16 protein-coding genes are annotated in these 19,396 nt (G+C 57.4%); 14 read left to right on the top strand and 2 right to left on the bottom strand.

What is annotated here, in order from left to right:
* Positions 1-67: 67 nt before the first annotated feature.
* Complete coding sequence (locus tag OSH09_RS15855) at positions 68-808, bottom strand: IclR family transcriptional regulator (RefSeq protein WP_207872751.1); 741 nt, start codon at positions 806-808, stop codon at positions 68-70.
* Between the two features lie 251 nt (positions 809-1,059).
* Between OSH09_RS15855 and OSH09_RS15850 the strand changes: the two genes are divergently transcribed.
* Both OSH09_RS15850 and OSH09_RS15845 read left to right on the top strand, forming a co-directional pair.
* Positions 1,060-2,658, top strand: a complete 1,599-nt coding sequence (locus OSH09_RS15850; RefSeq protein WP_266121582.1) for a sulfatase-like hydrolase/transferase — start codon at positions 1,060-1,062, stop codon at positions 2,656-2,658.
* A gap of 63 nt (positions 2,659-2,721) precedes the next feature.
* Positions 2,722-3,705 carry a Bug family tripartite tricarboxylate transporter substrate binding protein gene (locus OSH09_RS15845; RefSeq protein ID WP_207872752.1) on the top strand — a complete coding sequence of 328 codons (984 nt, stop codon included), beginning with the start codon at positions 2,722-2,724 and terminating at the stop codon, positions 3,703-3,705.
* Between the two features lie 132 nt (positions 3,706-3,837).
* On the opposite strand, the gene OSH09_RS15840 is transcribed toward OSH09_RS15845, so the two are convergent.
* A complete protein-coding gene (locus OSH09_RS15840) occupies positions 3,838-4,296 on the bottom strand; it encodes a MarR family winged helix-turn-helix transcriptional regulator (protein WP_189393678.1) in 459 nt (152 codons plus the stop codon).
* A 199-nt stretch (positions 4,297-4,495) separates the two neighbouring features.
* Between OSH09_RS15840 and OSH09_RS15835 the strand changes: the two genes are divergently transcribed.
* The 12 genes from OSH09_RS15835 to OSH09_RS15780 all read left to right on the top strand — a co-directional run bounded on the left by OSH09_RS15835 (position 4,496) and on the right by OSH09_RS15780 (position 19,380).
* The gene (locus tag OSH09_RS15835) at positions 4,496-6,706 is read left to right on the top strand and encodes a thiamine pyrophosphate-dependent enzyme (RefSeq protein ID WP_207872753.1); all 2,211 of its coding nucleotides are present in this window, start codon (positions 4,496-4,498) and stop codon (positions 6,704-6,706) included.
* 23 nt (positions 6,707-6,729) lie between these two features.
* Positions 6,730-8,235 (top strand): indolepyruvate oxidoreductase subunit beta family protein, encoded by a 1,506-nt coding sequence (locus OSH09_RS15830; RefSeq protein ID WP_207872754.1) that lies wholly within the window; start codon positions 6,730-6,732, stop codon positions 8,233-8,235.
* Between the two features lie 232 nt (positions 8,236-8,467).
* A complete protein-coding gene (locus OSH09_RS15825) occupies positions 8,468-8,983 on the top strand; it encodes a MarR family winged helix-turn-helix transcriptional regulator (protein WP_009463824.1) in 516 nt (171 codons plus the stop codon).
* A 95-nt stretch (positions 8,984-9,078) separates the two neighbouring features.
* Positions 9,079-9,522: an acyl-CoA thioesterase gene (locus OSH09_RS15820; RefSeq protein WP_222669351.1), complete on the top strand. Its 444-nt coding sequence runs from the start codon at positions 9,079-9,081 to the stop codon at positions 9,520-9,522.
* A 130-nt stretch (positions 9,523-9,652) separates the two neighbouring features.
* Complete coding sequence (locus OSH09_RS15815; RefSeq protein WP_266121530.1) at positions 9,653-11,989, top strand: bifunctional salicylyl-CoA 5-hydroxylase/oxidoreductase; 2,337 nt, start codon at positions 9,653-9,655, stop codon at positions 11,987-11,989.
* A 21-nt stretch (positions 11,990-12,010) separates the two neighbouring features.
* Positions 12,011-13,135 carry a cupin domain-containing protein gene (locus OSH09_RS15810; protein ID WP_222669349.1) on the top strand — a complete coding sequence of 375 codons (1,125 nt, stop codon included), beginning with the start codon at positions 12,011-12,013 and terminating at the stop codon, positions 13,133-13,135.
* Positions 13,136-13,229: 94 nt separating this feature from the next.
* Positions 13,230-14,153, top strand: coding sequence for a fumarylacetoacetate hydrolase family protein (locus OSH09_RS15805; RefSeq protein WP_153228670.1), 924 nt, complete (start codon positions 13,230-13,232; stop codon positions 14,151-14,153).
* Between the two features lie 15 nt (positions 14,154-14,168).
* Entirely contained in the window at positions 14,169-15,197 is a 1,029-nt protein-coding gene (locus OSH09_RS15800; protein ID WP_207875865.1) for a carbon-nitrogen hydrolase family protein, read from the top strand.
* Positions 15,198-15,448: 251 nt separating this feature from the next.
* The gene (locus OSH09_RS15795; protein WP_207872757.1) at positions 15,449-16,237 is read left to right on the top strand and encodes a cyclase family protein; all 789 of its coding nucleotides are present in this window, start codon (positions 15,449-15,451) and stop codon (positions 16,235-16,237) included.
* A gap of 330 nt (positions 16,238-16,567) precedes the next feature.
* Positions 16,568-17,536 carry a PDR/VanB family oxidoreductase gene (locus tag OSH09_RS15790; protein ID WP_207875866.1) on the top strand — a complete coding sequence of 323 codons (969 nt, stop codon included), beginning with the start codon at positions 16,568-16,570 and terminating at the stop codon, positions 17,534-17,536.
* Between the two features lie 24 nt (positions 17,537-17,560).
* Positions 17,561-18,895, top strand: coding sequence for an aromatic ring-hydroxylating dioxygenase subunit alpha (locus OSH09_RS15785; protein ID WP_045930501.1), 1,335 nt, complete (start codon positions 17,561-17,563; stop codon positions 18,893-18,895).
* A gap of 2 nt (positions 18,896-18,897) precedes the next feature.
* The gene (locus tag OSH09_RS15780; protein ID WP_009463815.1) at positions 18,898-19,380 is read left to right on the top strand and encodes an aromatic-ring-hydroxylating dioxygenase subunit beta; all 483 of its coding nucleotides are present in this window, start codon (positions 18,898-18,900) and stop codon (positions 19,378-19,380) included.
* Positions 19,381-19,396: the final 16 nt, after the last annotated feature.

Below are 19,396 nucleotides of genomic sequence, written 5' to 3'. Positions count from 1 at the left end.
CGCCCAAGACGAAGCCGCGAGCTGATGCTGGATCAGGCGCGGCTTGGTTCTTGTGGGCATCCAGTCCTCAGACTTGAGTCAGGGCTCGGCTAACGGCGCGGGCAGCGGGCTGGATCAGGCTGGCTAGCGCCTCGGGGTTGATGGCTTCAAAACGCTCCAGGCTACCCAGCAAGGTCAGGCTGCCGAAGATACGCTTGGCATCGTCAAAAATGGGTGCGGAGATGCCGCCTATGCCCGGGTTGATCTGCTCTTTGGTGATGCAATAGCCCGCACGGCGCAGCTCTTGCATGTGGGCGGAAAAAGTTGGCCAATCCTTGCCCAGGCGCTGCACATAGTCCACTTCCTGATTTTTCTCGTACAGGCGGCGCAGATGGCGAGTCGGCAGGTAGGCGGTGACGATACGTGCCGTGGAACTGCGGAACATGTCCATCGTCCGACCTCGGCCAAACAGCAGCTCGAAGCGCTCCGGCCCGGTTTCCTGATGCGTGGTCAGGATGCGTTCGCCATACTGCTGGCCGATCAATACATCCAGCCCGGTTTGCTCCACCAGCGAGCGCAACAGGGGGCGGCAGCGGCTGACCAGCGGATCAAATTCGCGGATCAGTAAATCCATTTCTATAAACCGTGGCCCGGGTGCGTAGCCTTCTGGGCTGCGTATCAACAGGCCGCTATTGCATAGCTCTTTCAGATAGCGATAGGTGGTGGCGGGAGGGTAGCTCAGGCGGGTGCAGATGGTCTCCACATCCAGAACCGGCGTGTGTGCACCGTACAAGTCCAGAATTTGCAGCATGCGTCTTAGACTATTCATGTGCCCTCGTAAAAACGGAGTTGTTGGTTCTCTATTCTAACCACGCTCTGGCTTGTCAGTGGGGCGCAACATCGGGCATTGGCCCGACCTACTGGTTTATACCTAAACCTTCGTATTATTCGGAAATTATTCTCAGACTGCGGTAATAATCTGAGACATAGACAGCTTCATCGTGCATTTTTTGCATATGAACGTTCCCTTTTTGCAGTCGGGCCATGCTCTTGCCTTGCCCGGCGTTTTTCGAGGCGGACATGAATCAGGCAGAACCCAGGCAGGTGTCTTCAGATATCAAGAATGTGCTGTTCATCATGTGTGACCAGTTACGTGCGGACCACCTGTCCTGTTATGCCCCAGGCGGCGTATTAAAAACCCCCAATCTGGACCGTCTGGCGGCCATGGGCGTGCGCTTTGATCGCGCTTATGTGAATTCTGCCGTCTGTGGGCCGTCGCGTGCCTCGTACTACACCGGCCGTTATCCTTTATCGCACCGGGTCACCTGGAATCGTGTTCCTCACCCTATCGACGAGCTGTATCTGGGTGATTATCTGGCCCAGTCGGGCCGAGACTGCCATTTGCTGGGCAAGACTCACCATGTACCGGACCCGGCGGGGGCCAAGGCACGCCGCTTCCAGGTTCAGCCCGAGGGGGCCGAGCGTTTCTGGCAAGGCGGCTTCACCGCGATTGAGCGCTATGACGGCCACTTCGAGATGGGCCCGGATAGCGAATACCGCCAGTATTTGCAGGCCCAGGGTTATGACAGCGAGCGTCCCTGGGAAGACTATGTGATTGGCAGCCAGGACGCCCAGGGCCAGTTCGCCTCTGGCTGGTACATGCGTAATGCCAGCCTGCCAGCACGAGTGCAGGCGCAGGATTCGGAAACTGCCTATTTCACGCAACGGGCCATGGATTTCATCACGGACAAAGGTGACGAGCCCTGGGCCTTGCACCTGTCCTTTATCAAACCGCATTGGCCGTACAAGGCACCTGCGCCCTACCACGATCGCTTTGGGGCGGAAGATGCCTGTACGCCCTTGCGTGCGGAGCATGAGCGCCAGGATGATGCACATCCTGTGCATGCGGCCTATCAGCAGCACGAAGAGTCGCTATCCTTTGCCCAGGACGAGGTCTGGCGCACGATCAAGCCCGTCTATATGGGTCTGGTCCAGCAGATTGACGATGAGGTTGGCCGTTTGCTGGACATGCTGGAGCAGCAGGACCGCCTGAAAGACACACTGATTATTTTCAGCTCCGATCACGGCGATTTGCTGGGTGACCATTGGTTGGGCGAGAAAGAGTACTTCTTTGAAAACGCCATTCGCGTTCCGCTGATCGTGGTCGACCCACGGGCCTCAGCGAATGCCACACGCGGCCAAAGCAGCGATGCCTTTGTCGAGTGTGTAGATGTCACCCCCACGATTCTGGATGCCTTGCACCTGCCCGCCCAGGAACACCGAGTGGAAGGTCGTTCCCTGATTCCCCTTTTGCACGGCCAGACCGACTGGGCACGTGAATACACCGTGGCCAGCCTGGATTACGCCTATCGGGAAGCGCGCCACCTTCTGGGTCGTGGTGTGGATGAATGCCATGGCCTGATGCTGCGCGATGCCGGGTATAAATACATACACTGGCAAGGCTACCGGCCACAATTATTCGATTTGAAGCAAGACCCTGACGAGCTGCATGACCTGGGCGCAGACCCGGCGCAAGCGGCGGTATGTCGGCGTATGAAAGAAGGCCTGCTGGATTGGCACGACACCCTGAAAGGGCGTGCCAGCGAGAGCTGGGCTGCGGTAGAGAATCGTACCAATGCGCACGAGCGCATGATGAATATCTTGATTGGACGATGGTAGATGCGCTGCGGGGGGCTACCAGTCGGTGGCGGGCCGCAATCAATAACGATAAGGAGTGGACAAATGAAGCAGCTTAAAAATACGACACTGGCCCTGCTGTTGGCAGGCGTGGGAGCTTTGGCCCCGATGATGGCTCAGGCCGCCTGGCCGACCACCGATCAGGTTCGTATTGTGGTCCCTTACCCACCCGGCACCGAGCCTGACATTCTGGCCCGTGACCTGGGTGTGCATCTGAACAAAGCCACCGGCAAGGTCTTTGTGATTGAAAACCGTCCGGGTGCCAATGCCATTATCGGTACTGACAATATCGCCAAAGCCAAGGGTGACGGTGCTGCCCTGCTGATGGTCGATAGCCTGGCCGTGTCCACTAACCCGCTGCTCTACAGCAACCTGCCCTATAAATGGGAAACAGATCTTAAGCCCGTGACGACCGTTGCGGGCGTGAACCTGTATCTGCTGGTGCGTAATGACTTCCCCGCCAAGGACTACAAAGAGTTCATTGCCCAGGCCAAGAAAGCCAATGGTGATACCAATGTGGGCACAGGCGGTCGTGGACACGTCACGCACCTGGGCATGGGCTTGCTGGCCCGTGAAGAAGGGGTGAACTTCACCTACATTCCGTACAAGGGTATGGCCCCGGCCACCAACGCCATTCTGGGCGGCGAGACAGATGCCATGCTGGTCGGGGGGATTCTGGCTTCGCAGCACGTGAATGGCGGCAAGGTCCGGGTTCTGGCTGTCGGTGCTGACAAGCGTACCGAGCTGCTGCCTAATGTGCCGACCGTGCAGGAAGCGGGCGGCCATGCCAACAGTATTCCAACCACGACCTTTGCGCTGTTTGCCCCCGGCACCACGCCCGATGACACCGTGAAAGAAATTCAGGAACAGGTCGATGCCGCTCTGAAGACGCCCGAAATGCAGGCTGCCTTCAAGAGCCGGGGTCTGGCCCAGTTCTTTACCACGCCTTCCCAGACCTTGGAGCGTGTACAGAACGACTCCAAAGTCTATTCCGAGTTGATTCCTACCTTGGGTATCCAGCCTGAATAAGGCTTTGGTATCCCCCGGCGGGCACACCTGCTTGTAGCTGGATCGCAGGCGGGTGTGCTGCTTTTTTTAAAGCCGGGTGTGGTTCAAACCAAGCAGGGTTTGAACCAATAGTGCGGTGGGCTCTGCTGCGTTTTACTGCTCGTTGTAGTCGTGCTGCTCGGAGATCAGACGCCGCAAGGTGGTCTTGAGGGCATTGACGTCCAGCGGTTGCAGGCGCTGCACCACTTCCTGCTCGTGCAGGCGAGCCTTGGCAATCAGACCCGAGATCAGGGTCTGGCCTTCCTCGGTAATGCGTACCAGCGTGATGCGGCGGTCCACATCGTGGGCCACGCGACGCAGCAAGCCCTGTTTTTCCAGCCGGTCCAGCAAACGGGTCACGGTGGGTTGTTTAGTGGTGGCAATACGAGCCAGGTGGCCGATGCTGACTTCGCCCGCGCCGGACAAAGTGGACAGGACACGCCATTCGGAAATGGACAAACCGTTGCTCAGCACCACTTCGTGGAACTCGGCAGAGATGAGCTGGCTGGCCTGGGCAAGCAGGGCGGGCAGGTAGTTTTCGACGAAGACTGAGTCGTGTTCGGTGGGGCTCATGTGCTTATTATCGTTACAGGCTAGTGGGTGCCGCGAGGCGGCAACAGGGCTCACTATAACCAAGCTGTCCGTTTGCGTGTCGCAAATAATTTGCTGACTTTACTAGGGAAAACCATGAGGATGGATATGTTGAGATATAAACATATTCAGATGAAAATAAATACCATGTTCACAATGAGCGGTAAGTAAGGAAAGAAAAATGGCTGAGCGATCGTTTGTCGAAGAAGTCAAAAAGCTGCGCCTGGGTGATGGAGACGTATTCAGTGGCGAAGGCATCCTGGCGGTGACCAAAGCCCTGCTGGAATCGGGCGTGTCCTACGTGGCCGGTTACCAGGGTGCGCCTATCTCGCACTTGATGGATGTGCTGGCGGATGCCCAGGACATCTTGCAAGAAAACGGAATCCGTTTTGAAAACAGTGCCAGCGAGGCAACGGCGGCGGCAACGCTGGCCGCGTCGGTTAACTACCCGCTGCGTGGCGCCATTACCTTTAAAGCAACCGTGGGCACCAACGTGGCCTCGGACGCGCTGGCCAACCTGGCCTCCGGTGGGGTCAAGGGTGGTGCGCTGATCATTGTGGGCGAAGACTACGGTGAAGGCTCGTCCATCATGCAGGAGCGTAGCCACGCTTTTGCCATGAAATCCCAGATGTGGATGCTGGACCCCCGTCCTAACCTGCCCTGTATCGTGCAAGCGGTAAAAGACGGTTTTGATCTGTCCGAAGCGTCCAACACCCCCGTGATGCTGCAATTGCGTATCCGCGCCTGTCACGTGCATGGTCAGTTTGTGGCCTCGGACAACCGCCGCGCCAAATTCACCATCAAAGAAGCGATGGAGCAGCCCACACGCGATATCAACCGTATCGTGTTGCCGCCCGCCAGCTTCCTGCATGAAAAAGAAAAGATCGAACAGCGCTGGCCGAACGCCGTCAAGTTCATCGAAGAGCGTCAGTTGAATGAATTCTTTGCTGATGGCACCGATGACGTCGGTCTGATCGTTCAGGGCGGTGGCTACAACACCGTGATCCGTGCCCTGGAGCACCTGGACATGGCCGACGTGTTTGGCGAATCCAAAGTGCCCATGTACGTCATGAACGTGGCTTACCCGCTGATCGAGTCCGAAATCGTTCGCTTCTGTGAAGGCAAGCGTGCGGTGCTGGTGCTGGAAGAAGGTCAGCCCAACTTTGTTGAACAGAATATTTCCGACATTGTGCGTCGTCACAATGTGGACGTAACGCTGCACGGCAAGGACTTGTTGCCTCTGGCTGGTGAATACAACACCGCCACCATGTTGAAAGGCCTGCGCGCCTTCATGGAAAAATACGAGCGCATCGAGCCCCTGCCCGCTCGCAAACCACGCGTGATCCCGATGAAAGTCGAGACCGTGGAGCGTCCTAAAGCAGAACAAGCCAGCCTGGTGGAAGCCGAAGCCGCTGAAGTGAAACCCTTGGGCAGCCTGGACGAGAACGTCCACGCCCGTCCGCCCGGGTTTTGTACCGGCTGTCCCGAGCGTCCTATCTTTACCGCACTGAAGCTGGTGGAGCGCGAGCTGGGCGAACACCACGTGTCGGCCGACATTGGCTGTCACCTGTTCTCCATTTTGCCGCCTTTCAACCTGGGTAATACCACCATGGGTTACGGCCTGGGTGGCGCCGGTTCGGCTGCCTTGAACGTGGATTCGGACAAGCGTGCGATCTCGGTGATGGGTGACGGTGGTTTCTGGCACAACGGTTTGACCAGCGGTATTGCTAACGCCGTGTTCAACCGCAGTGACAACCTGACCATCGTGATCGACAACAGCTACACCGCGGCTACAGGTGGTCAGGACATTCTGTCCTCCAAGGCCAAGAACGAAACCCGCAGTACCGGTCACCTGATCGAGAAAGCGGCGCGTGGTGTGGGTGTGGAGTGGTTGCGCATGATTCGTCGCACCTACGACCTGAAGACCATGACCAACACCTTGCGTGAAGCGCTGACGACCAAAGAAAAAGGTCCGAAAGTGCTGGTGGCGCAAAGTGAATGTATGTTGAACCGTCAGCGTCGTGAAAAAGGCCAGGTGCGTAAAGCCGTGGCTGCTGGCGAACGTGTGGTGCGCGAGCGCTTTGGTGTGGATCCGGATACATGTACCGGCGATCACTCCTGCATTCGCTTGTCCGGTTGTCCTTCGCTGTCGATTCGCCCCAATCCGGACGCCCTGCGTCAGGACCCGGTGGCTAACGTGATGAACAGTTGTGTGGGTTGCGGTCTGTGTGGCGAGGTTTCCCACGCTGCGATTCTGTGCCCGTCTTTCTACCGTGCACAAGTGGTCAGCAACCCGACTGGCTGGGACAAGTTCCGCGAAAAAACCCGCCGTGGCTTTATCGGCTGGTTGCAGCGTCGTGACGCTGCTCGTCGTGACCGCCTGGCCTTCTAAGCACACCCGTAGAGATTTTTATCATGCAGATCAAACCAATCAAGATTGCTATTTTGGCCATGGGTGGCGAAGGCGGCGGCGTGTTGGCCGACTGGATCGTCAACCTGGGCGAACAAAACGGCTACTTTGCACAGACCACCTCGGTTCCCGGTGTGGCCCAGCGTACCGGTGCCACGATTTATTACGTGGAACTGTTCCCGCACTCGGCCGTGCCGGATGGCAAAAAGCCAGTGCTGGCGCTGATGCCCATGCCTGGTGACGTGGACGTGGTGCTGGCTTCTGAACTGATGGAAGCCGGTCGCGCCGTACAACGTGGCCTGGTCTCCGAGGACCGCACCACGCTGGTCGCCTCGACTCACCGTGTCTACTCCATTGCCGAAAAATCGGCCATGGGCGATGGCCGTGTGGACGATAACGCGCTGATTGCTCACGCAACCCAGGCTGCCAAGCGTTTTGTGTACTTCAATATGGAAAAAGCGGCCGAGGATTCGGGCAGTGTGATTTCCGCCGTACTGTTTGGCGCTTTGGCCAGCACCGGCGTGCTGCCTTTCAGCCGCTCGCAGTTCGAGCAGACTATCGAGCGCGGTGGTGTGGGCGTCAAGCCCAGCCTGAAGGCTTTTGGTGCTGCCTATGCCCGTGTGGCTGAAGGCGATGCAGGCAAATCCGATTCGGAAACCAAGCCTGTTGATATGGCGACGCTGGCTCCGCGTGACCCTGCCGTGGCCAAGCTGATTGACCGCGTCCGTGCCGAAGTCCCCGCGCAGGCTCAGCCTATCGTGGTGGAAGGTGTGCGTCGTGTTCTGGACTTCCAGGACGTGAACTACGCCAATCTGTACCTGGACCGCCTGAAAAAGATCAGCCAGTTTGCTCGTCCTGACGACGTGGCCCTGATCCGTGAAACCGGCCGTTATCTGGCGCTGTGGATGTCCTACGAGGACGCCATCCGCGTGGCCGAACTGAAGACCCGTTCCAGCCGTTTTGATCGTGTGCACAAAGAAGTGCGCGCTGCCGACGGCCAGATCGTGGCGATCAACGAATACATGCACCCCCGTGTGGAAGAAATCAGCGAAATCCTGCCGTTTGCCAGCGTAGGTCGTTGGTTGATGCGTCCTACCTGGGGCAACAAGCTGGTGAAATCCCAAACCAAGTCCGGTCGCGTGATTCAGACCAGCTCGGTGCGCGGTTTTATTCCTTTGTACCTGCTGTCGGGCTTCAAGCGCTGGCGTCGTCGCACGCTGCGTTACCAGGCTGAACAGCAGCGTATTGAAGGCTGGTTGAAGCAGATCGAACAGGCTGCCGATGCTCACCCGGCCCTGGCTCTGGAAATTGCCCAGTGTCAGCGTCTGGTCAAAGGCTATGGCGATACCCATGCTCGTGGCTTGCGTAACTACCAGACTGTGATGTCGGCTCTGGAGCGCAACCCCAGCACCCTGTCGCCTGCCATCTTGGGCGCCCTGCGCGATGCGGCTTTGGCCGACGAGCATGGTGTGAAATTGGAAGCTGCACTGCGTCAGTACGCGCTGGTGTAAGGGCCACACCAGGCCGCTTTCGGGCGGCCTTGGTGAAAACCCTTGAGGAAGCGTTTTTATCCCGCCAAATACTTTATTTCTAAAATATTCATAGTAGAATATAAATTCGGATTGGCACTGCGAAGAAGGCCCTAAAAGCCAACGATCCTGTGTCTACTTGGCCACTTGTTCAAGCAAGAATATCCCGCTGTTGGTCAAACTGAAATTAGCCAAAGTTTGGGGGAAAAACAATATGAATCAAAGCGAAGCAGCACTTGAATTCCTGGTAGAACCGGCCGATGCCGGTTTTGAAGGCCGCGTCGGTCCCAAGGACCCCGCCAGCCTGAAATTGTGGTTGCGCATGCTGACCTGCACCAAGCAGATCGAGGACGAAATCCGTCGTCGCTTGCGCCAGAATTTTGATATTTCTTTGGCCCGTTTTGACTATATGGCCCAGTTGTACCGCTACCCGCAGGGCCTGAAGATGGGCGAGCTGTCGCGCTACCTGATGGTGACCGGCGGCAATATTACCGGACTGACGGACGAGCTGGCCCGCGAGGGCATGGTGTCTCGCCAGAGCAGTCCAACCGACCGACGTGCTTGGGTGTTGCGTCTCACCCCCAAGGGCAAAAGCAGTTTCGAGGCGATGGCCCAGGCCCATAGCGACTGGATTGCAGAGATGTTTGAAGGGCTGGGTACCGAAGAAGTCGTACACATCCATCAGCATCTGGGCCTGTTACGGGTTCATCTGCAAAGCGCGGCTGGCTAGCACAAGGTGCATCCTGCCAGGCCTGTGAACCAGGCAGGATGCGGATAGCGTCACGAACAGGCGCACAAAACACTGGCTAAAAAGGTGTCTACAACATGGTTTCCAAGCTGTACGAACAAGAACATCGCATCCGTTTTTCGGAATGCGATCCAGCGGGTATCGTTTTTTATCCGCAGTACTTTGTGATGTTTAACGACCTGATGGAAGCATGGATCGACTCCATGACCCCCGAGGGTTTTCACAACATGATCGCCAGCAAACGGGTGGGTATGCCCTCGGTGCACATTGAAGCCGAGTTCAAATCCATCAGCCGTATGGGTGATGATGTGGTGATGAGCCTGGGTGTGGAACGCATTGGCAATAGCTCCCTGAAGTTGCTGTTGCGCTGCATCGGTAAAGACGGTGTGTTGCGTATGCAAGTGCGCCAGACCGTGGTGACCACCTCGCTGGAGACGCACCTGGGAATTCCTATCCCTGATTTCCTGCGCGACCCCATGCAAGCGTATGTGATTGCCGAGCAAGAAAGCAGCAAAGCTTGATCTAGTTTGAAGTAGTAGCAGGCAGTGTGCAGGTCAGCTATTTTTTTTGATTTAAATAGTTGACTTGTATAATATTTATTAATAAATATACTATGCTCAGAAGCATGTATTCAGACCATACGGACATATCATGAATATCGTATGTATTGGCGGAGGCCCAGCCGGCTTGTATTTCGGTTTGCTGATGAAGTTGCAAAACCCTCAGAACGAGGTTTTTGTTGTCGAGCGCAACCGACCGTACGACACCTTTGGCTGGGGTGTGGTGTTCTCGGACGCCACCATGGAAAACCTGCGTGAAGCTGACCCCGTGTCCGCGCAGACCATCGGTGACGCGTTCAACCACTGGGACGACATTGAGTGCCATTTCAAAGGCAGCGCCGTGCGCTCCAGCGGTCATGGCTTTATCGGGATTGGTCGCAAGAAATTGCTGAACATCCTGCAGGCTCGTTGCGAAGAAGTCGGTGTCAAACTGGTCTTTGAAACGATCGTGACCGACGAAGCCGAACTGGCCCGCAAGTACAACGCCGATATCCTGATCGCTTCTGACGGTATCAACAGCGCCGTTCGTACCCGCTACGAAGACGTGTTCCAGCCTGATATCGATACCCGTAACTGCCGCTTTGTCTGGCTGGGTACCGAAAAGGTCTTTGACGCCTTCAACTTCATTTTTGTTGAAACCGAGCACGGCTGGTTCCAGGCTCACGCCTACCGCTTCCAGGACGGCCTGTCCACGTTCATCGTGGAAACGCCTGAAGAGACCTGGCAGAAAGCCGGTATTGGCGAAATGTCGCAAGAAGAGGCCATTGCCTACTGTGAAAACCTGTTCGCCGACCACCTGGATGGCAACAAGCTGATCAGCAATGCCACCCACTTGCGCGGTTCGGCCATCTGGATCCGCTTCCCGCGTGTTATCTGCAACAAGTGGGTGCACTGGCAAGATTACGGCACCGGCAAGCAAGTGCCTGTGGTGCTGATGGGCGACGCCGCTCACACCGCCCACTTTTCTATTGGTTCCGGCACCAAGCTGGCCCTGGAAGATGCCATCACGCTGGCCAAGCACATGGACCACGAGTCCATGGAAGAGGCCCTGAAAGATTACGAAGCTGCCCGTAGCATTGACGTATTGCGCATTCAAAACGCCGCCCGCAACTCGACCGAATGGTTCGAGAACGTGGCCCGTTACGCCAATATGAAGCCCGAGCAGTTCACCTACTCCATGCTGACCCGTTCGCAGCGCATCTCGCACGAGAACATGCGTATGCGTGACGCCGCCTGGCTGGAAAAATACGAGCGTTGGATGGCGACCGAAGCCGGTCTGCAACTGGCCGATGGTGAAAAAGCCCCTTCGCCCATGTTCACTCCCTTCAAACTGCGCGATATGCAGTTGAAGAACCGTGTCGTGTTCTCGCCTACGCTGATTTACAGCGCCAAAGACGGCGTGCCCGGTGCTACGCACCAGGTGCATTACGGTAGCCGCGCCATGGGTGGTGCTGGCCTGGTGATGGCTGAAATGACGGCGGTGACGCCTGAAGGTCGTGTCACCCCCGGTTGTACAGGACTGTGGAATGACGAGCAGGCCAATGCCTGGAAACCGGTCGTGGCATTTGCCCACGAACAAGGTGCCAGGATCGGTGTGCAGTTGGGTCATGCTGGCCGTCGTGGTTCGACGCAACTGGGTTGGGAAAAAGCCAACAAGCCATTGGCTGATGGCAACTGGCCTTTGGTGTCGGCTTCGGCCTTGCCTTACCAGGCTGGTGTGACCGCCGTGCCAGCCGAGATCACCCGTGCCCAGATGGACGAGATTCGGGACGCCTTTGTGGCCGCTGCCAAGCGCGCTGACCAGGCCGGTTTTGACTGCATCGAATTGCAAGCCGCCCACGGTTACCTGCTGTCCAGCTTCATCTCGCCGCTGACTAATCAGCGTAGTGACGAATTTGGTGGTAGTCTGGAAAATCGCATGGCTTACCCGCTGGAAGTGTTTGCAGCTATCCGCGCCGTCTGGCCAGAGAACAAGCCCATCATGGTGCGTATCTCGGCAACAGACTGGGCCGAAGGCGGCAACACGGCGGACGACGGTGTGGAAATTGCACGCCTGTTCAAGCAAGCCGGTGCCGATCTGATCGACGTGTCCTCGGGTGAAGTGGTGCTGGAGCAGCAGCCAATTTACGGCCGCATGTACCAGACCCCATTCTCTGACCGTATCCGTAACGAAGCCGGTATCGCCACCATGGCGGTGGGTTCGATCATGGAAGCGGATCACGCCAACAGCATTATTGCCGCAGGCCGTGCTGACCTGTGCGCCCTGTCGCGTGGCTTCCTGGCCGATGCGAACTGGCCACAACGTCAGGCTGCGGAGTTGGGTTACACCGACCTGGCCTGGCCTGTTCAGTACGAATGGGGCAAGGACTGGTTGCAGCGCCAGACTAAACGTGCGCCAGTGGCCCAGGACGGCCCTGCCAAGTCATAAAACACGAAAGGAGACAGCATCATGTCGGAAGAACGTTTTGACTCCCACCGCGAAAGCGTGCTCGGTCGTGCAAATGTTGAGGACACGCCCGAATTGGTGAAGTACTACCAGGATTTGACTAAGTTTGAGGCCGCGGCCCTGTGGACCGTTGCCAACAAAATTGAGCCCTGGGAGCCCAAGTCCGAGTCCGTGCCGGTTGTATGGCGCTATCGCGACCTGCGTGACTACGTGTTGCGTTCGGTGGATCTGGTCAGCCCTGAAAAGGCTGGTCGTCGTGTGATTTACCTGAACAACCCCGGTCGTCAGGATGTGGCGGCGGCAGTGGGCTGGTTGTATTCCGGTTTGCAGGTCATGAAACCGGGTGAAGCGGCTTCCGCGCATGCGCACTCTGCTTCGGCCTTGCGTTTCATCATGGAAGGCCGTGGTGCCTACACCATCGTGGACGGCCACAAGATGTCGCTGGGCGCCAACGACTTCGTGCTGACGCCTAACGGCTGCTGGCACGAGCATGGCGTTGAAGCCGATGGCCTGCCTTGCGTGTGGCAAGACGGTCTGGATATTCCTTTGGTCAATGCCCTGGAAGCCGGGTTTTACGTTGTCCACCCTGATCTGTCGCAGGCAGTGACCCATCCGGTCAATGACGCGGTCGGCATCTGGGGTGGCCGTGGCCTGAAGCCGACTTTGCACGACTGGCAAAAACCGTACTCGCCCCTGCTCAAGTACGAGTGGGAGCCAACCTACGAAGCCTTGTCGGCCTACGCCAAAGTCACCGATGGCAGCCCCTTTGATGGCGTCATCATGGACTACATCAACCCGCTGACCGGCGGCCCTGTCATGGCCACCATTGGCGCCAGCATGCAGATGCTGCGTCCTGGTGAGCACACCAAGGCCCACCGTCACACGGGCAGCATCATTTACCAATGCGCCAAGGGTGAAGGCTATTCGATCATCAATGGCAAACGCTTTGACTGGCGCGAACGCGACATTTTCTGCGTACCATCCTGGATGTTCCACGAGCACGTGAACGGTTCTTCGTCTGATGACGCTTGCCTGTTCTCGTTCCACGACCTGCCCGTGATGCGCGCCCTGAATCTGTACCGCGAAGAAGCGTTGGCAGAGAACGGCGGCCACCAGGTCCTGCTGTAAGACTACTTGTTTAACCTATTTGGACGGCCTGCCACGGCAGGCCGACCCGATTCATTCAAGCCATCTGTAGAGATGGCCCAATCTGGAGATAGAAATGCGTCTTGTAACGTACCGTAGTGAAGTTGCTGCCGCTGGCCGCCTGGGTGCCATTGTGGGTGATCTGGTCGTTGACCTGGGTTACTTGGGTGACGCCACCGGCCACATGCTGCCTGACAATATGCTCGATTTCATCGACCTGGGCCCAGCCGCTGTGACCTCCACGGCTCGCTTGCTGGAAACCTACGCCGACGATATGCCTTTTGGTGTGGCCCTGCCTTTGGCCAACGTCAAACTGCTGGCTCCTATCCCACGCCCACGCAAGAACATCTTTGGTATCGGCCTGAACTACGTGGAACACGTGGCCGAATCCAGCCGCACTCTGGACACCTCCAAAGAGCTGCCCAAACAGCCTGTGATTTTCTCCAAGCCACCAACCACCGTGGTTGGCCCTGGCGATGCCATCGAGCACAACAAGAACATCACTCAGCAAATGGACTGGGAAGTGGAACTGGCCGTGATCATGGGCACCCGTGCTCAGCGCGTGGCTAAAGAAGACGCCCTGAAGTACGTGTTCGGTTACTCCGTCATGATCGACGTGAGCGCCCGCGACTGCCGTCGTGCCGGTCAGTGGATCTACTCCAAAGGCCAGGACACCTACGCTCCTTTCGGTCCTGTGATCGTGACGGCTGATGAGCTGACCGATCCACACAACCTGAACCTGAGCCTGACGCTGAACGGTGTGACCAAGCAAAGCTCCAACACCAAGCACATGCTGTTCAACGTGAACGACCTGATCGCTGACATCAGTGCCGGTATCACGCTGGAACCCGGTGACATCATCGCTACTGGCACCCCAGAAGGCGTGGGCGCTGGCCGTACTCCTCAAGAGTGGATGTGGCCTGGTGACGTGGTGCACGCTGTGGTTGAAGGCATTGGCGAATTGCGTCACCCCATCGTGGACGTGACCCCACAAAACTAAGTAAAGGAGAGCATGATGCTGGAATTGCGTCAGTTCAAGGCCGCCGCCGTACAGGCAGCGCCTGTGTTCCTGGACACGAATGCGACCATCGAAAAAGTATGTCGTCTGATCAATGAAGCAGCCGACAACGGTGCCGAGCTGATCGCCTTCCCCGAGGTGTTCGTCTCTGGCTACCCTTACTGGAGCTGGGTGATGAACCCGATCGAGGGCAGCCCGTGGTTCGAGCGCCTGTGCAAATCGGCCATCGAAGTTCCCGGTCCCGAGATCCAGAAGGTTGCGCAAGTTTGTCGTCAGCGCAAGGTCAACGTGGTGTTGGGTGTGAACGAGCGCAGTCCCGTTGGCATCGGCACCATTTACAACACGCTGGTCACCATCGGCGCGGACGGCCGCATTCTGGGCCGTCACCGCAAACTGGTTCCAACCTGGGCTGAAAAGCTGACCTGGGCCAACGGCGACGCCTCCTCGATGCGTGTTCATGACACCACGATTGGCCCGCTGGGTGCCTTGGCTTGCGGTGAAAACACCAACACGCTGGCTCGTTTCAGCCTGTTGTCGCAAGGTGAACTGGTCCACGTTGCCAGCTACATCGCCCTGCCCGTGGCACCGAAAGACTACGATATGGCCGAAGCGATTCGCCTGCGTGCTGCTGCTCATTGCTTTGAAGGCAAGGTGTTTACGGTTGTGGCTTGCTCGACGGTTTCCGAGGAAATCATCGAAGCCATGGCGGCCAGCCATCCTGAAGCACGTGAACTGCTGGCTCGCCCCAACAGCGCGTTCTCGGGCATTATTGGCCCCGACGGCCGCGTTCAGGGCGAACCACTGATCGACAAGGAAGGCATTGCCTACGCCGACATCGATCTGTCGCGCTGCATCCAGCCGCGTCAAATGCACGACATCACCGGTCACTACAACCGTTTTGACGTGTTTGACCTGCGTGTGAACCGCAAGGCACTGACGCCTGCCCGCTTTTACGAAGGCGACGCAGCGTCCCAGCCAGACCTGAATCCTGCCGAGTTCTCCGTTCTGGACGACAAGGAAGTGTAAGAAGGTTCAAGACGGTCTCTTTCCCAGTGTGGATCGGGACCGTTTTTTGACAGGCCCGGCAGTCTCGGGTCTGCCAAAATCACCATTGCAGCCTGGCTACCGTGGTTAAAGATGCAAGCTGTCCGTCTTGGGATGGGCAGTGCCGGCTAGAGGGACCGGGCTGTGTACACAGCGTATCCCTATCCTGCAGGGCGCGATGCGCACCGGGCAGGCAACGATAACGATGACATAAGATCCATGTAGGAGATGAAATGAGCGACAAGCACCCATTGGCAGGCCTGATCCAGGCGATTGACAGCAAGCAGGTCCGTTTCGTAGACCTGACCCAGACTCTGTCCCCCAGCTTCCCTGCTTTGCAGTTGCCCCCCCAATTTGGCCAGACTGCCGGTTTCTCGATTGAGCGCATCAGCCAATACGATGAAAACGGCCCAGGCTGGTACTGGAACAACTTTACCTGTGGCGAACACACAGGTACCCACTTTGACGCGCCTGCGCACTGGATCTCCGGCAAGGACCATCCAGACAACACCGTCGACACCATTCCGGTGGACAACTTCCTGCGCCCTGCCGTGGTGGTTGATGCTTCTGCTGAAGTGGCCCAGAACGAAGATTTCATCCTGACCTCCGAGTTCCTGTTGAACTGGGAAGCCAAGCATGGCCGTATTCCTGAAGGCGCCTGGGTGCTGTTCCGCACCGACTGGTCCAAGCGTGTGAACGACGCGGAGGCGTTCCTGAACATGCGTGAAGACGGTGCCCACACGCCTGGCCCAGCTCAGGAAGCGGTGGAGTGGATGATTCACGAGCGCAAGGTTCACGGTTTTGGCGTTGAAACCATCAACACCGATGCTGGCCAATCCTACGCTTGGCCCATTGGCTACCCTTGCCACACCCTGATGCACGGTGCCAACCGCTACGGTTTGCAGTGTCTGTGCAACCTGGATCAGTTGCCCCCTCAAGGTGCACTGATCATGTCGGCCCCTCTGAAGATTGAAGGCGGTTCCGGCAGCCCACTGCGCGTGGTCGCACTGGTTGCTCAGTAAGTAGAAAACGGTGGGGAAGTGGCAGAACTGTGTACCATGCGGTTCTGCTGTTTTCTCACCTAGTGGTTTTCCATTATATTCGGCAGTATATATTTATCCGTAAACTATTCATCAATAAAATAAATTCACAAAAGAATGAATAGAGATCCAGCCGTACAGCCAGTCTTGGTGTCAGGCAGCCGGTTTTAGCGGAGACAGTAGACGAGCCTTACGCAGCCTTTTTCAGGTTACGCGATACCGTCCCATTGCCCCCTGCGGCGCTACATCATGCCATGGCTTGGCCTTTTCGGCTGGGTAATTGATGTAGTCATGCTCAATGGTAGGCACATGATGGATACTTTTGAACTCGTCATCCGGGACATCCAGAACGCATCCCCGCTGATTCGCAGTTTTACGCTAGAGCCTGCCCAGGCCGGTTCCCTGCCCGCGTTTGCGCCGGGTTCGCACCTGCAGGTACAGATTCCTGATCTGAACGATCACCGCTGTTATTCCTTGATTTCGCTGGATGCCGACACGGCACAGGGTCCAAGCTGTTACCGTCTGGGCGTGCGCCTGGAAGACAATAGCTCGGGTGGTTCGCGCTTCATGCACAGCCTGAAAGTAGGCGATACGTTGCGTGTGGCAGGTCCCAAGAACGATTTCCCCCTGCATGCCGCTGCCAATGGCGAAACCGAAACCGTGCTGATTGCCGGTGGTATCGGTATCACCCCGATTGCCAGCATGGCCGCTGCCCTGCATCACCAAGGCCGCCCTTACCAACTGCACTACGCAGGTCGCAGTGTGGAGCAACTGGCCTTTCTGGACGAGCTGAGCGCCCTGTCCGGCCCGGCCCTGCGCCACTACGCCGACGACAGCGAAGGCCGTTTCTGCCTGAATACCTTGCTCGACGGTCTGTCCAAAGACCAGCACATTTACGTCTGTGGCCCCAAAGGCATGATTGATGCCGTGATCGAAGCCTGCAAGCAACGCGGCTGGCCTACCGACCATGTTCACTTCGAGCTGTTCATTACTGCCGCTCCCCAGGAAGGCGACCAGCCTTTTGAAGTGGAACTGCGCCAAAGCGGTGTCACCCTGCAAATTCCCGCCGACAAGACCATTGTGGACGTGATGGAAGAGCAGGGTCTGGACCCCATGATCGACTGCAAGCGCGGCGAGTGTGGCGTCTGTACCTGTGATGTGATCGAAGGCGAGGTTGACCACCGCGACTATTTCCTGAGCGACTCGGAAAAAGCCAGCAACAAGGTCATCCAGATCTGTATTTCCCGCGCCAAGACCCCGCGTCTGGTGCTGGATCTATAAAGCCCTAGGGCGACGGAGAACATGATGGAAAAGTATCGTGATAATCCCCAGGCCATCCGCGAATTGGTACGCGAGGCCGAGGTCCACAAGGATTTGTACATCAACCAGGAGCTGTTTGAACTGGAGATGGAGCAGTTGTTCGTCAATACCTGGGTCTACGTTGGCCATGCCAGCCAAGTCCCTAATAAAGGCGACTTCTACACCACGACGGTCGGTACTGAGTCCGTCATCATGGTGCGCCATACCGATGACAGCATCCGTGTGCTCTACAACCGCTGCCCGCACAAAGGTGTGCAAGTGGCGGGCGAGACCTGTGGCAACACGGGCAAATTCTTCCGTTGCCCCTACCACGCCTGGACTTTCAAGACCGACGGCTCCCTGCTGTCCATCCCCTTGAAGAAAGGCTACGAGAACACCGGCTTTGAATGCACCGAAGGCAGCAAGGGCATGGCAGCGGTACAGAACGTCAAGGTGTACCGCGATTTCGTGTTCTGTCGCCTGGCCGACGAAGGTGTGAGCTTTGAGGACTTCTTTGGCGAGTCCCTGAGCACCATCGACAATATGGTGGATCGCTCCCCCGAAGGCCGCCTGGAAGTGGCCGGTGGCGTGATGCGCTACATGCACCAGTGCAACTGGAAAATGCTGGTCGATAACCAGACCGATACCTGTCACCCCATGGTGGCGCACGAGTCTTCGGCCGGTACGGCTGTGAAAGCCTGGGAAGCGGCCCCTCCGGGCACGCCCAAGCCGATGGCGGTTGAGCTGTTTGCCCCTTTCATGTCGCCTTACGAGTTCTACGAAGGCATGGGCATCCGCGTGTGGGAAAACGGTCACGGCCATACCGGCGTGAGCAATTCCATTCACGCTGATTACTCCGAAATTCCGGGTTACTGGGACCAGATGGTCGAAGCCTATGGTGAAGAGCGCGCCAAAGCCATTTTGGGCGACACGCGTCACAACACCTGTTACTTCCCCAACATCATGGTCAAGGGCCCGATCCAGACCCTGCGTTTGTTCAAGCCGCTGGCCGCAGACAAGACCCTGGTGGAGTCCTGGACCTTCCGCCTGGTGGGTGCTCCTGACACCTTCCTGGAACGCACCCTGATGTACAACCGCCTGATCAACGCACCGACCTCCATGGTCGGTCACGATGACCTGGAAATGTACGAGCGTGCCCAGCACGGTTTGCAGTCGCGTGGTCGCGACTGGATGAACCTGGCCCGTCTGGTGGAAAAAGATGAAGACCAGCAAAAGAACGTGGTGATCAACGGCACCAGCGAAATGCAGATGCGCGCCCAGTTCCGCGCCTGGTTGAAGTTCATGCTGCCCGAGCAGCAGGCCAAGAAAGAAGAGGAATAACCATGAGCGAAATCAGCCGTCAGGCCCTTATCGATTTTGTGTATGCGGAAGCCCGCCTGCTGGATGAACAGCGCTACGAGCAATGGCTCGACCTGTTCACCGAGGATGGCTACTACTGGATGCCCTTGGTGCACGATCAGCAGGACGCCCGTTTGCATGCGTCCCTGATGCACGAGGACAAGCTCTTGCTGCGTATCCGTGTGGAACGTCTGGCGGGCCGCCGTACCTTTTCCCAGCAGCCCAAGAGCCGCAGCCATCACTTGCTCCAGCAACCCACTGTGGAAAGCATGGACGAGGAAAAAGGCGAGTACACCGTGCGTTGCGCCTTCCATTACACGGAAACGCGTGGCGACAACCAAGATATTTATGTGGGTTGGAATACCTACACCCTGGTGCGCCAGGACGACGCCTTGAAGATCCGTCTGAAACGGGTGGATCTGCTTAATTGCGACGCGCCTTTCGGCAATATCCAGTTGTTTATGTGACAGGACAGGAGAATTT

Origin of the sequence: Alcaligenes parafaecalis (assembly GCF_026344135.1) — a bacterium.
GTDB classification, from domain to species: domain Bacteria; phylum Pseudomonadota; class Gammaproteobacteria; order Burkholderiales; family Burkholderiaceae_B; genus Alcaligenes; species Alcaligenes parafaecalis.
The sequence above is the reverse complement of the archived record's forward strand: the minus strand, read 5'-3'. Positions and strand labels throughout refer to the sequence as shown.

Coding starts and splice junctions, on each gene's coding strand:
- OSH09_RS15795 (WP_207872757.1), top strand. CDS start 15,449: ATGAGCGACAAGCACCCATTGGCAGGCCTGATCCAGGCGATTGACAGC.
- OSH09_RS15835 (WP_207872753.1), top strand. CDS start 4,496: ATGGCTGAGCGATCGTTTGTCGAAGAAGTCAAAAAGCTGCGCCTGGGT.
- OSH09_RS15855 (WP_207872751.1), bottom strand. CDS start 808: ATGAATAGTCTAAGACGCATGCTGCAAATTCTGGACTTGTACGGTGCA.
- OSH09_RS15845 (WP_207872752.1), top strand. CDS start 2,722: ATGAAGCAGCTTAAAAATACGACACTGGCCCTGCTGTTGGCAGGCGTG.
- OSH09_RS15800 (WP_207875865.1), top strand. CDS start 14,169: ATGCTGGAATTGCGTCAGTTCAAGGCCGCCGCCGTACAGGCAGCGCCT.
- OSH09_RS15815 (WP_266121530.1), top strand. CDS start 9,653: ATGAATATCGTATGTATTGGCGGAGGCCCAGCCGGCTTGTATTTCGGT.
- OSH09_RS15850 (WP_266121582.1), top strand. CDS start 1,060: ATGAATCAGGCAGAACCCAGGCAGGTGTCTTCAGATATCAAGAATGTG.
- OSH09_RS15840 (WP_189393678.1), bottom strand. CDS start 4,296: ATGAGCCCCACCGAACACGACTCAGTCTTCGTCGAAAACTACCTGCCC.
- OSH09_RS15805 (WP_153228670.1), top strand. CDS start 13,230: ATGCGTCTTGTAACGTACCGTAGTGAAGTTGCTGCCGCTGGCCGCCTG.
- OSH09_RS15780 (WP_009463815.1), top strand. CDS start 18,898: ATGAGCGAAATCAGCCGTCAGGCCCTTATCGATTTTGTGTATGCGGAA.
- OSH09_RS15810 (WP_222669349.1), top strand. CDS start 12,011: ATGTCGGAAGAACGTTTTGACTCCCACCGCGAAAGCGTGCTCGGTCGT.
- OSH09_RS15830 (WP_207872754.1), top strand. CDS start 6,730: ATGCAGATCAAACCAATCAAGATTGCTATTTTGGCCATGGGTGGCGAA.
- OSH09_RS15790 (WP_207875866.1), top strand. CDS start 16,568: ATGGATACTTTTGAACTCGTCATCCGGGACATCCAGAACGCATCCCCG.
- OSH09_RS15825 (WP_009463824.1), top strand. CDS start 8,468: ATGAATCAAAGCGAAGCAGCACTTGAATTCCTGGTAGAACCGGCCGAT.
- OSH09_RS15820 (WP_222669351.1), top strand. CDS start 9,079: ATGGTTTCCAAGCTGTACGAACAAGAACATCGCATCCGTTTTTCGGAA.
- OSH09_RS15785 (WP_045930501.1), top strand. CDS start 17,561: ATGGAAAAGTATCGTGATAATCCCCAGGCCATCCGCGAATTGGTACGC.